This window comes from Amycolatopsis sp. NPDC051371, from assembly GCF_040682155.1.
GTDB lineage: Bacteria > Actinomycetota > Actinomycetes > Mycobacteriales > Pseudonocardiaceae > Amycolatopsis.
In genome coordinates, this window is record NZ_JBFBAG010000006.1 from 88,475 (window position 1) to 100,710 (window position 12,236).

Genomic DNA, 12,236 nt, shown 5'->3' on the forward strand with positions numbered 1-12,236 from the left:
GATGGGGCCGCGCCTGCTCGTGTTCGGCGATTCGCTGAGCTTTCACGGTCCCGAAGGACCCTGCGCCGCGGACGAACCGCGGCTGTGGCCCAACATCGCCGCGGCCGCCCTCGGCGGCACCGCAGACTTGGTCGCCGGGATCGGCTGGACCGCGCGCGATGCCTGGTGGTCGCTGACCGGCGACCCGCGCGTCTGGGCCGATCTGCACCACGTCGACGCGGTCGTGCTGGCGGTCGGCAGCATGGACACGCTGCCGTCGCCGTTGCCGACCTACCTGCGCACGGGGCTGAAGTACCTGCGGCCCGACCCCGTTCGGCGGGTGGTGCGCAAGGCTTATCTGGCCGCGCAGCCCCAGCTGTCGATCGCGTTCCGCGGTCGTCCCGTGGTGCTGCCGGCCAAGCTCACCGTGCAGTACCTCGACACGGCGGTGGGCGCGTTGCGCGTCTTGCGCCCCGAACTGCCGATCTTCAGCATGTTGCCCTCGGTGCACCGGGCGGCGGCCTACGGTGGCGTGCACACCGCGCGGCCGGCCGCGGCGGCCGCGATGGCGGCCTGGGGCGCGCGAGCGGGAGTTCCGTTGCTGGACCTCGAAGCTGTTGTCGGAGAGCACGTCCTGAGCGGCGAAGGCAACCCGGACGGCATGCACTGGGGCTGGAAGGGGCACGCGTCGGTGGGCGACGCGATGTCCGTGTTGATGGCGCCGGTGCTGGCCCCCGGCCACGTAGGCTGACGGCGTGTCGGTCGCCGTAGTCACGGATTCCACCGCCCACCTGCCGGAGGGCTTCGCCGAACGGCACGCGGTCCGGGTGGTGCCGCTGCACGTCCTGGTCGACGGCGTGGTTTCCCTTGACGGCGTCGAGACCGGTCCGGCGGCGGTCGCCGAAGCGATGAGCCAGCGAAAGATCGTCACGACGTCCCGGCCGACGCCCACGGAGTTCGTCGCGGAATACCGCGCTGCTTTCGCCGACGGCGCGGACTCGATCGTTTCGGTGCACCTCTCGCGAGAGTTGTCGGGCACTTGGGAAGCGGCGGTGCTGGCGGCTCAGGAAGTCGGGCCGGACCGGGTCCGCGTGGTCGACTCGCGCACCACCGCGATGGGGCTCGGGTTCGCCGCGCTGCACGCCGCTTCGGCTGCCTCCGCCGGGTCCGGCGCGGCCGAAGTCGAAGCCGCCGCGGTGACCGCGGCCGGCTGCTCGTCGACGTTGTTCGTCGTGGAGACGCTCGACCACCTGCGCCGCGGCGGCCGGATCGGCCCGGCGGCGGCGCTGCTCGGCACGGCGCTCGCAGTGAAGCCGGTGCTGCACATGTCCGAAGGCCGGATCCTGCCGCTGGAGAAGGTCCGCACGATGAACCGGGCGCTCGCGCGGCTGGTCGAGCTCGCCGCCCAAGCCGCGCGGGACGACGACGTCGAGCTGGCCGTCCACCACCTCGCGTCGCCGGAGCGGGCGGTCGAGCTGGCGAACCGGCTCGAAGAGGCCGTGCCGCGGTCGGCGGGCTGTGTGGTTTCCGAGCTGGGGGCGGTGATCGGAGCCCACACCGGGCCCGGGGTGCTCGGGGTGGTCGTCCAGCGGACGGTTCCCTCCCGCCGCTAGCGTCGCGCGTGGCAAGTCGTTCGACGTCCGGGCCGCTTGAGCCGGGGCCCCGGCCCGGCCAGGCGCGTAGCCGGACCAAAGGTCTTGAATGAGTCATTCAAGACCTCCGAAGACCTGAATGAGTCATTCAAGACGTTCGCACTCGCCGCCGCGCTGTCGACGAGACTCGGACGCACAACAGCCGGCACGCCGGCACGCCGGCACGCCGAACCCTCCAGCATGCCACCCGGGTACGACGGAAACGGCCGTTCCCGGCCCGGGTGGGGTGGATCCGTCCACATCACCCCGGTTGTCCACAGGACGCGGCGGCACCCCTGTCGGACGCCACCCCGCGAGCCCTAACGTCGATCGTGTGTTCGAGCAGCCCGCCCGGGATCCGGGCCCTCCCGTCAACGACCGGCTCGCCTGGCTGGCCGACCAGCTCTCGCCCGACGCGAGCACGGTCGGGCCCGGCGGCCGGCTGGTCCGGCGCTGGCTGCCGGGCGGACCGGCCGGTGCCGGCCGCCGCCGGTGGGCGTTCGCCGGTGTCCTCGTGTCGGTCGTGGTGATCGTCCTCGGCTCGGTCGCGCTCTTCGGCGGCCCGCCGGCGCCCGAGCCACCGCCCGCCCTGCCCAGCGCGAAACCGGCGAGCGAGGCGTCGGCCCGGGCCGCACCCCAGGCCGGTCTCGTCGTCAGCGTGATCGGCCGCGTCCGGTCGCCCGGCCTGGTCACCGTGGTCCAGGGCGCCCGCGTCGCGGACGTGCTGCGGGCCGCGGGCGGCGCCGAGCCCGGCGCGGACCTGAGCGCGCTCAACCTCGCCCGCCGGGTGACCGACGGGGAGCAGCTCGCGGTCGGCATCCCGGCGCCCGCCACCGCGCCGGCCGGTGCGCCGGCGGGCGCGAAGGTCGACCTCAACGCGGCGAGTACGGACCAGCTGGACACGCTGCCCGGCGTCGGCGAGGTGACGGCCCAGCGGATCGTCCAGTGGCGCACCGAGCACGGCGGCTTCACGAAGGTCGAGCAACTGCGCGACGTCGGCGGCATCGGGGAAAGCAAGTTCGAAAAGCTGCGCGAGCAGGTGACGGTCGGATGAGCACCCTTCCCACGACCGACACCCGGCAGGACATGCGGCTCGTCCCGGCGGCGCTGGCGTGCTGGCTCGCCGCACTCGGCGGCCTGTTGCTGGGCTGGTGGACGGCGATCGCCGTCGGCCTCGCTTCGGCGGTGCTCGCCGGGCTGGTGCTCTGGCGGGCGCGAGGGCGTCCCCGGGCGCTCGGCGCGGCAGCGGCCCTGCTGGTGCTGGGACTCGTCGCCGCGGGACCGGTGGCCTGGCGGATCCGGGACGCGCAGCGTGACGACCTCCGCGCGGTTTCGGCCGACGGGCTGCCCGCGTCGTTGCGGGTCGTCGTCGCCGAGCGCCCGAAGCCCGTGCGCAGTGCCGGTTATGCCGATCAGCAGGCCGGTGCCCGGTCGGTGGTGCTGACGGCCGACGTCCGCACGGCGTCGGTCGACGGCCGGCCGGTCACGTCGTCCGGACGCGTCCTGCTGCTGGCGCCGGTCGCTCAGTGGGCTTCGCTGCTGCCGGGCCAGGACGTGACGGCGACCGGGCTCCTGATGCCGCCGCGCGGCTCGGACCTGACCGTCGCGGTGCTGTCCGTGCGCGGCCCGCCGGGCGACCTCGGGCCGGCCCCGTGGTGGCAGCGGACCGCGGCCGGGCTGCGCGCCGGACTCCACGACCTGTGCCAGGTCCTGCCGGACGAACCGGCCGGTCTGCTGCCGGGGCTCGTCCTGGGCGACACGAGTGGGTTGTCGCCGCGGGTCGAGCAGGAGTTCGTCACCGCCGGGCTCGCCCACCTGACCGCTGTCAGCGGGGGAAACCTCGCCGTGGCGTGCGGCGCGGTGCTGCTGTTGCTGCGCTTGCTGCGGCTCGGGCCGCGGCTGTCGGCGGTGGCGGCCGGCGCGTGCCTGGCCGGCTTCCTCGTCCTGGTCGGGCCGGAGCCGAGCGTGCTGCGGGCAGGGGTGATGGCGGCGGTCGCGTTGCTGGCCCTTGCGCTGGGCAAGCGAGGCTCGGCGTTGCCGGCGCTGGCGTTCGCGGTGTGCGTGCTGGTGGTGACGGATCCGGCGATGGCGACGGACTTCGGGTTCGCGCTGTCGGTGTTCGCCACGGCCGGGCTGGTCCTCATCGCGCCCCGCTGGGCCACCGCGCTGGCTCGTCGCGGCGTCCCGCCGGGGTTCGCCGAAGGACTGGCGATCCCGTTGGCCGCCTTCCTGGTGACGGCGCCGGTCATCGCGGGCATGGCGGGCTCGGTGAGCCTGGTTTCGGTGCTGACCAACGTCCTCGCCGCTCCTGTGGTGGCCCCGGCGACGGTGCTCGGCGTGCTGGCGACGGTGCTCGGCCCGTGGTGGCCGGACGCCGGGAAGGTGCTGGTGCACCTGGCCGATCCGGAGGCCCGGTGGCTGATCACCGTGGCGCGCCATGGCGCGCGGGCTCCCGGCGCGGTCGTCGCCTGGCCCGGCGGCTGGTCGGGCGGCCTGCTCGCCGCCGCCGTGCTGGTGGTGCTGGTGCTGGCCGCCCGTCACCGGCGCGTGCGGCTGGCGATGGCGGTGCTGGTCGTCGGCGCGCTCCTGGTGTTCGTGCCGGTCCGGGTGCTCGCGCCGGCGTGGCCACCGCGGAACTGGGCGATGGTCGAGTGCGACGTCGGGCAGGGCGACGCGGTCGTGCTGGCGACCACCGAGCCGGGACGTGCGGTCGTCGTGGACACCGGACCCGAGCCGGGCCCGGTGGACGAGTGCCTGCACCGGCTGGCGGTCGACCGGATCCCGCTGCTGGTGCTGAGCCACCTGCACGCCGACCACATCGGCGGGCTGGCGTCGGTCTTCGACGGCCGGGCGGTCGGCGGGATCGCCGTCGGCCCGGGGCGGGCGCCGGAGTGGGCGTGGCGGCAGGTCGCCGCGGAGGCGAAGCGGCAGAACGTGCCGCTGGTGGAGCTGAACGCGGGGGAGCGGCTGGCGTGGCCCGGGCTGTCACTCGACGTGCTCGGCCCGCGTTACGTGCCGGAGCGCTCGGCCGGGCAGCAGGACGGCACGACGATCAACAACAGCTCGGTGGTCCTGCGAGCGCGGACCCCGGCCGGCCGGGTGCTCCTGACCGGCGACGTCGAGCTGGCGGCCCAGGCCGACCTGCTGGCCGACGGCGACGACCTGAAGGCGGAGGTGTTGAAAGTCCCGCACCACGGCTCGCGCTATTCGCTGCCGCCGTTCCTCGCGGCCGTGGCGCCGCGGGTGGCGTTGGTCAGCGTGGGCGCGGGCAACACCTACGGGCACCCGAACAAGTCCACAATGGACACCTTGACGGCACTGGGTGCATTGGTGACGCGGACCGACGTGGACGGCGACACCGCGGTGGTCGGTGACCCGGCCGGCCCGGCGGTAGCGCGCCGGGGCGAGCCGCGTGGTCCGCCCCGCCGCTGAACGGAAACCGCCTGCCTTACAACGAGAAAGGAGGCACTCGCCGAGGCGGGCCGAGGAGGCCCGCCCCGGCGGTGGACGTCAGTAACCGAGCGCTTCGTTCACGGCCTTGGCGGACGCGGCCACCGTCGCCTTCGGGCCGATGTGGTTCTCGACGGCGTCGAGGGTCTTGAGGCCGTCGCCGGTGATCAGGAGCACCGTCTCGACGTCCGGGTCCAGCTTGCCCGTCTCGACCAGCTTCTTCGCCGTCGCGACGGTGACCCCGCCCGCGGTCTCGGTGAAGATGCCTTCGGTGCGGGCCAGCAGCCGGATGCCTTCGACGACCTCTTCGTCGGTGACGTCCTCGATCGCGCCGCCGGTGCGGTTGACGATGTCGAGCACGTACGGGCCGTCGGCCGGGTTGCCGATTGCCAGCGACTTGGCGATCGTGTCCGGCTTCACCGGCTGGACGACGTCCTGGCCGGCGCGGAACGCGGCCGACACCGGCGAGCAGCCGGTCGCCTGGGCGCCGAACACCTTGTACGGGCTGGCGTCCACGAGACCGAGCTGGCCCAGCTCGCGGAAACCCTTGTCCACCTTGGTCAGCTGCGAACCGGAGGCGATCGGCACGACGATCTGCGGCGGGATGCGCCACCCGAGCTGCTCGGCGACCTCGAAGGCCAGCGTCTTCGAGCCTTCCGAGTAGTACGGCCGGACGTTCACGTTCACGAACGCCCACTTCGGGTGCTCACCGGCGAGCTCGGTGGCGAGGCGGTTGACGTCGTCGTAGTTGCCGTCGACGGCGATCAGGTCGCCGTCGTAGACCGCGGTGGTGAGGATCTTGGCGCGCTCGAGGGTCTTCGGGATCAGCACGACCGACCGCCAGCCCGCGCGGGCCGCCGCGGCGGCCGTCGCGTTGGCCAGGTTGCCGGTCGACGGACAGGCGAGCACCTCGAACCCGAACTCGCGGGCCGCGGCCAGCGCGACGGCGACGACGCGGTCCTTGAAGGAGTGCGTCGGGTTGCCGGTGTCGTCCTTGACCCACACGCGCTTGAGGCCGAGCTCCTTGGCCAGGCGGTCGGCGCGGATGAGCCGGGTCGCGCCGGGCTCGGTGTTCGGGATCTCTTCGACGTTGGACGGGACCGGGAGGAGCTTCTTGTAGCGCCAGATGTTCTTGGGGCCGGCCTCGATGTCTTCGCGGCGGACGCGGCCGAAGTCGTAGGCGACCTCGAGCGGCGAGAAGTCCTCGGCGGAGACGAACTCGGGGGCGAGCGGCTGCCGGTGGCCCTCTTCCTTCGACACCAGTTCGACAGCGGGACCGAGATCCGGGGTCTTGGTGGTGGAGGACGTTCCGAGGGTGGCGGTCATCGCGAGGTTCCTTTCCTCATCTGCCCCGCCGAAGCGGGCCGGAATTGGCACCGTGGTCGTCAGCTACCCCGCGATCGCGGGATGACGGGCTGTACGCCGGTTGCCGGGGCTTCGTCGGGCCGTTCCCTCTGCCCCTCTGGATGAGCGGTATTCGGTTGTCGGCGCGCGCCAACCGGCGCGCTGCCTCCAGGACACCGTACGACATGGCGCTCACGCCGTGCCATGGTGGCCGCTCGACATCACCGGAGCGGGCGCACGACACCGCAAGTGAGAGGATCCTTCCGTGACCGCGCAAGCCACCGCCCCGGCCCCGCTGATCCTGGTCTTGGGCGAGGAAGAACTGCTGATCGAGCGCGCCGTCCGCGAGACGCTCGCGGCGGCCCGCGCGATCGACGCCACGGCCGAGCTGACCAGGGTCCGGGTGTCGGATCTCACAGCCCCCGAGCTGGCCGAACTCGTCAGCCCGTCGCTGTTCAGCGAAGGCCGCGTGATCGTCCTGGAGTCGGCGCAGGACATCTCGCAGGAGCTGTCCGACGCGGTGGCGTCCTACCTGAAGGACCCGGCGGACGGCGTCGTCCTGGTCGTCGTGCACACCGGCGGCGGCCGCAGCAAGGCGGGCAAGACGCTTCCGGCGGCGCTGAAGAAGGCCGGCGCCGAGGTCACGGAGTGCCCGAAGATGACCAAGCCGGCCGAGCGCGAGCAGTTCGTGCGGCACGAGGTGCGCCGCGCGGGCGGCAAGATCGACCCGGCGGGGGTCGCCGCGCTGATCGATGCCGTGGGTTCTGACCTGCGGGAACTCTCCTCGGCGGCGACGCAGCTGGTGGCGGACGCCGGCGGGTCCGTCGACGCCGAAGCGGTCCGCCGCTACCACCGCGGCCGCGCGGACGTGACCGGGTTCGCGGTCGCGGAGAAGGCCGTGAGCGGCGATCGCTCGGCGGCGCTGGAGTCGCTGCGCTGGGCGATGCAGCTGGGCGTCCCGCACGTCCTGGTCGCGGACGCACTGGCCGACGCGGTCCGCACGATCGCCCGGGTCTCGGGCGCGGGCCGGGGCAACCCGAATCAGCTGGCCGGCGAGCTGGGCATGCCGCCGTGGAAGATCCGCAAGGCCCAGGGCCAGTCCCGCGGCTGGAACCAGGACGGCCTGGCGACGGCGATGCGCGTGGTGGCGAGGCTGAACGCCGAGGTCAAGGGTGTCGCAGCCGACCCGGGTTACGCACTGGAGCGCGCGGTCCTCCAGGTGGCGGCCGCCAAGGGCGACCGCTGAGCGCGCCTGCCCCGGACATGAAGAAGGCCCCGGCCGAAGCCGGGGCCTTCTTGGAGATCAAACAGCCAGAAATCGACCGGCTCAGAGCGCGTTGACGCGCTTCGCCAGCGCCGACTTCTTGTTGGCGGCCTGGTTGGCGTGCAGGACGCCCTTCGAGACGGCCTTGTCCAGCTTCTGGGCGGCGTCGCGCTGCAGCTCGACGGCCTTGGCCTTGTCGCCGGCCTCGGCGGCTTCGCGGACCTTGCGGATCGCGGTCTTCACCGAGGACCGGATCGCCTGGTTGCGCAGACGCGCCTTCTCGTTCGTCGTGATGCGCTTGATCTGCGACTTGATGTTGGCCATAGGGCAACTCCTGTTTCACTCGGTGAGATTCGCCGCCGCGCTGAATTGGCCCCGCTCGAAAGAGCAGGCTTCCTCCATGACGGAATGCCGCACGGGCAGCGAGCGACAACTTTAACAGCCCAGCTCGCGACCCCCGCCGCCGGGACCTGCGCCGGGCCGATCACCAGGAGTACGGTGGGCCGCGGTAGTGCCTAGGGTTCCGTCGCCGGTCCGCGCGCTCCGCACCACACAACCAGGACCGGTGGGCCTGGTCCGAGCGGCACCATCGGCGGGCCCGGACGGCCGGTCGTTCATCTGACGGGGCAAAAGCCTGGAGGACCCGGTTTTCGCGCGCGCGAAAACCCGTAAGGGGTCCCGTGAACACCACTGCTCTGTCCTTCGTCCTCATCGCGGCCGTCGTGCACGCCGCGTGGAACCTGGCCGCCAAGCGGATCTCCTCCGGCGGCACCCAGTTCGTCTGGCTCTACTACACCGCTTCCGCGGTCGTCCTCCTGCCGGTGACGGTCGTGCTGCTGGTCGTCGAGCCGCAACGTCCACAGTGGAGCTGGCTGGTGGCCGCGGTGGTCACGTCGGTGCTGCACATCGCCTACGGCATCGTGCTGCAGCGCGGGTACCGCGTGGGCGACCTCTCCGTCGTCTACCCGGTCGCGCGGGGCACCGGGCCGCTGCTGTCGGTGCTCGCCGCCGTCCTGGTGCTCGGCGAACGCCCTGGCCCGCTCGGCCTGCTCGGCGCGTTCCTGGTCGTCGCCGGCGTGCTGGTGATCAGCACCGGCCGCCAGGGAGGCGACCCGCGGGCGGTCAAGGCGGGGATCTTCTACGGCCTCCTGACCGGCGCCGTCATCGCCGGCTACACCCTCTGGGACGCGCACTCGGTGACCGCCCTCGGCGTGCCTCCGGTCGTCTACTTCGGGCTCGGCTCGGTCCTGCAGAGCGTGCTGCTGCTGCCCGGCGCACTGGCCGGCCGCGCCGAGGTGACGCGGATCTGGCGCGAGCAACGCCGTGAGGTGCTGGTCGTCGCGGTGCTTTCGCCGATCGCGTACATCCTCGTGCTGTTCGCCCTCACGATGGCGCCGGTCAGCCTGGTCGCGCCCGCCCGGGAGCTGAGCATCGTGCTCGGCGGCCTCGCCGCCTGGCTGGTGCTGGGCGAAAGCAACGCCGTCCGGCGGCTCGCCGGCTCGGTGATCGTGCTGTCCGGCATCGCCGCGATTGCGGCCGCCTGAGCGCGTCCGGTAGGGATGGTCGGATGGAAGTCCTGAAGAGCAGGCTGCTGATCCGCCCGCGCGACGCCGACGCGTCCCTGGCGTTCTACCGCGACACCCTCGGCCTGGCCGTGGAGCGTGAGTTCCCCGGCGGCACGGTGTTCTTCCTCGGCCACGGCTCCCTGGAGGTCTCCGGCCGGGGCGAGACGGGCTCGTCACCCGATCTGGTGCTCTGGCTGCAGGTCCGGGACCTGGCCGGCACCATGGCCGACCTGAAGGCGAAGGGCCTCGAGCCGGTGCGGGACGCCCAGCGCGAGCCCTGGGGCCTCGACGAGGCCTGGATCGCCGATCCGGACGGCACGCGGATCGTGCTGGTCGAGGTGCCCGAGGGCCACCCGATCCGCACGGACACCCGCTAGGCGGGCTTGACGGCGCGCAGCTGCGCGGCCAGCGCGGCGAAGCCGGGCGGGTCCCAGGTCCACGTCTGCAGGTCGGCGAAGCCCGCTTCGGCGGCTTCGTCGGCCAAGACGTGCCTGCTCACGGGCAGCCACTTCTCGTGCGCGGACAGCAGCAGCCGCCCGCCGGGGCGCAGCACCCGGGCCAGCTCGGCGAACCCGGCCGCGCGGTCGTCCCAGAGCATGACGTTGTTGACGGTCAGCACGACGTCGACGGACCCGTCGGGCTCGCCGGTGCGCGCCGCCGACCCCTCGCGCAGCTCGGCGCGGTCGCCGCAGCGCTCGTGGCAGAGCCCGAGCATGTCGGGGGAGGGGTCGACGCCGATGGCGCGCCCGGCCAGCCGCGCGGCGGCGTCCAGGCCGACGCCGGGGCCGGGACCGACGACCAGGACGGTCTCGTCCGGTTCGATCCGGGCCAGGTCGACGATGCGTTGCTCGGTGGCGGCGTTGCCCCGCGCCATCACCCAGCCGCCGAGGCGGCCGAGCGCTCCCGAAGGGTGACCGAAGGCACGGTCGAGGACGCGGCCGAGGCCGCCTGGATCCGGCTGGGGAGGGGGTGCCGGCTGGTGCGATGTGCTCATACTTCGAGGGCACCACGGATCACGGGAGGCCGCATCGGGGATGACCCCCACTGGCACCCGGAGGGACATGGGAGCATAGAGGTGGCCATCCCCGACTTTCCGAGGACTCATTCGAGTGACAGCGCTCAACAAGTTCGCCGACACCACCTTCACGCCTCCGGAGCTCATCCGGAACTTCTGCATCATCGCCCACATCGACCACGGCAAGTCCACCCTGGCCGATCGCATGCTGCAGCTCACCGGCGTCGTGGAAGAGCGGGCCATGCGCGCGCAGTACCTCGACCGGATGGACATCGAGCGCGAGCGCGGGATCACGATCAAGGCCCAGAACGTCCGCCTGCCCTGGCAGGTCGACGGCCAGGACCACGTCCTGCACATGATCGACACCCCCGGCCACGTCGACTTCACCTACGAGGTCTCCCGGGCCCTCGAGGCGTGTGAGGGCGCCGTCCTGCTGGTCGACGCCGCGCAGGGGATCGAGGCGCAGACGCTGGCCAACCTCTACCTCGCGCTGGAGAACAACCTCCAGATCATCCCGGTGCTCAACAAGATCGACCTGCCCTCGGCCGACCCCGACAAGTACGCGGGTGAGCTGGCCCACATCATCGGCTGCGAGCCCGACGACGTCCTGCGGGTCTCGGCCAAGACCGGGATGGGCGTCGGCGCGCTGCTCGACGAGGTCGTGAAGTCGGTCCCGGCGCCGCAGGGTGACGCCGACGCGCCGGCCCGCGCGATGATCTTCGACTCGGTGTACGACACCTACCGCGGCGTGGTCACCTACATCCGGGTGGTCGACGGCAAGATCACCCCGCGCGAGCGCATCAAGATGATGTCCACCGGCGCCACCCACGAGCTCCTGGAAGTCGGCATCATCTCGCCGGAACCCAAGGCCAGCAAGGGACTCGGCGTCGGCGAGGTCGGCTACCTGATCACCGGCGTGAAGGACGTCCGGCAGTCCAAGGTCGGCGACACCGTGACGTCCGAGCGCCACGGCGCCAAGGAGGCGCTGGCGGGCTACCGCGAGCCGAAGCCGATGGTCTACTCCGGACTGTATCCGGTGGACGGCTCCGACTACCCCGAGCTGCGCGAGGCGCTGGACAAGCTCCAGCTCAACGACGCCGCGCTCGACTACGAGCCGGAGACGTCGGTGGCGCTGGGCTTCGGCTTCCGCTGCGGCTTCCTCGGCCTGCTGCACCTGGAGATCACGCGCGACCGGCTCGAGCGCGAGTTCGGCCTCGACCTGATCTCGACGGCGCCCAACGTGGTGTACGACGTCGTGCTGGACGACGGCAAGGAAATCCACGTCACCAACCCCTCGGACTGGCCGACCGGCAGCAAGATCGACAAGGTCCTGGAGCCGGTCAGCAAGGTCAGCATCCTGGCGCCGTCGGAGTTCATCGGCACGATCATGGAGCTGTGCCAGAACAAGCGCGGTCAGCTGCTCGGCATGGACTACCTGTCCGAGGACCGGGTCGAGCTGCGGTACAACATGCCGCTGGGCGAGATCATCTTCGACTTCTTCGACACGCTGAAGTCGCGTACGCGCGGCTACGCGTCGCTGGACTACGAAGAGGCCGGCACGCAGTCGGCGGATCTGGTCAAGGTGGACATCCTGCTGCAGGGCGAGGGCGTGGACGCGTTCTCCGCGATCGTGCACAAGGACGACGCCTACACCTACGGCAACCGCATGGTGAACCGGCTTCGCGAGCTGATCCCGCGGCAGAACTTCGAGGTGCCCATCCAGGCGGCCATCGGCGCCCGGATCATCGCCCGCGAAACGATCCGCGCGATCCGCAAGGACGTTCTGGCCAAGTGTTACGGCGGTGACATTTCGCGGAAGCGCAAGCTGCTCGAGAAGCAGAAGGAAGGCAAGAAGCGGATGAAGACCGTGGGCCGGGTCGAGGTCCCGCAGGAGGCCTTCGTCGCCGCACTGTCCACTGAGGACTCGGGCAAGAACAAGAAGTAACGCTTTCGAGTGAACGGCGGTCGCGGGCTCCCCGCGGCCCCTT

Annotated in this window: 11 protein-coding genes and 1 riboswitch; of the genes, 8 read left to right on the forward strand and 3 right to left on the reverse strand. The window is 72.1% G+C overall.

Annotated features, from left to right (window positions below; genetic code table 11):
• Position 1 precedes the first annotated feature (1 nt).
• From octT to AB0M59_RS10145, 4 genes are all read left to right on the forward strand, one after another.
• On the forward strand, positions 2–730 hold the full coding sequence (gene octT / locus AB0M59_RS10130) for a diglucosylglycerate octanoyltransferase (RefSeq protein ID WP_364611711.1): 729 nt from the start codon (positions 2–4) through the stop codon (positions 728–730).
• A 4-nt stretch (positions 731–734) separates the two neighbouring features.
• Positions 735–1,592, forward strand: coding sequence for a DegV family protein (locus AB0M59_RS10135; RefSeq protein ID WP_364611714.1), 858 nt, complete (start codon positions 735–737; stop codon positions 1,590–1,592).
• A 352-nt stretch (positions 1,593–1,944) separates the two neighbouring features.
• The gene (locus AB0M59_RS10140; protein ID WP_364611717.1) at positions 1,945–2,664 is read left to right on the forward strand and encodes a ComEA family DNA-binding protein; all 720 of its coding nucleotides are present in this window, start codon (positions 1,945–1,947) and stop codon (positions 2,662–2,664) included.
• Positions 2,661–5,042: a ComEC/Rec2 family competence protein gene (locus AB0M59_RS10145; RefSeq protein ID WP_364611720.1), complete on the forward strand. Its 2,382-nt coding sequence runs from the start codon at positions 2,661–2,663 to the stop codon at positions 5,040–5,042. Before AB0M59_RS10140 ends, AB0M59_RS10145 begins: the two co-directional genes overlap by 4 nt.
• A 78-nt stretch (positions 5,043–5,120) precedes the next feature.
• Here the strand turns inward: AB0M59_RS10145 and thrC are convergent, their stop codons facing one another.
• A complete protein-coding gene (gene thrC, locus AB0M59_RS10150; RefSeq protein WP_364611723.1) occupies positions 5,121–6,386 on the reverse strand; it encodes a threonine synthase in 1,266 nt (421 codons plus the stop codon).
• Positions 6,387–6,399: 13 nt separating this feature from the next.
• Positions 6,400–6,533: riboswitch (SAM riboswitch) on the reverse strand.
• A gap of 136 nt (positions 6,534–6,669) precedes the next feature.
• Between thrC and holA the strand changes: the two genes are divergently transcribed.
• On the forward strand, positions 6,670–7,650 hold the full coding sequence (holA, locus tag AB0M59_RS10155; RefSeq protein WP_364611726.1) for a DNA polymerase III subunit delta: 981 nt from the start codon (positions 6,670–6,672) through the stop codon (positions 7,648–7,650).
• An 81-nt stretch (positions 7,651–7,731) separates the two neighbouring features.
• Here the strand turns inward: holA and rpsT are convergent, their stop codons facing one another.
• Positions 7,732–7,992: a 30S ribosomal protein S20 gene (gene rpsT, locus AB0M59_RS10160; RefSeq protein ID WP_360672178.1), complete on the reverse strand. Its 261-nt coding sequence runs from the start codon at positions 7,990–7,992 to the stop codon at positions 7,732–7,734.
• Positions 7,993–8,348: 356 nt separating this feature from the next.
• Between rpsT and AB0M59_RS10165 the strand changes: the two genes are divergently transcribed.
• Both AB0M59_RS10165 and AB0M59_RS10170 read left to right on the forward strand, forming a co-directional pair.
• A complete protein-coding gene (locus AB0M59_RS10165; RefSeq protein WP_364611729.1) occupies positions 8,349–9,212 on the forward strand; it encodes a DMT family transporter in 864 nt (287 codons plus the stop codon).
• Between the two features lie 23 nt (positions 9,213–9,235).
• A complete protein-coding gene (locus AB0M59_RS10170) occupies positions 9,236–9,610 on the forward strand; it encodes a VOC family protein (protein ID WP_364611732.1) in 375 nt (124 codons plus the stop codon).
• Here AB0M59_RS10170 and AB0M59_RS10175 read toward each other — a convergent pair.
• Complete coding sequence (locus tag AB0M59_RS10175; RefSeq protein ID WP_364611735.1) at positions 9,607–10,227, reverse strand: class I SAM-dependent methyltransferase; 621 nt, start codon at positions 10,225–10,227, stop codon at positions 9,607–9,609. The genes AB0M59_RS10170 and AB0M59_RS10175 overlap by 4 nt on opposite strands.
• 115 nt (positions 10,228–10,342) lie before the next feature.
• Between AB0M59_RS10175 and lepA the strand changes: the two genes are divergently transcribed.
• Complete coding sequence (gene lepA / locus AB0M59_RS10180; RefSeq protein WP_364611738.1) at positions 10,343–12,193, forward strand: translation elongation factor 4; 1,851 nt, start codon at positions 10,343–10,345, stop codon at positions 12,191–12,193.
• The last annotated feature ends 43 nt before the right edge of the window (positions 12,194–12,236 follow it).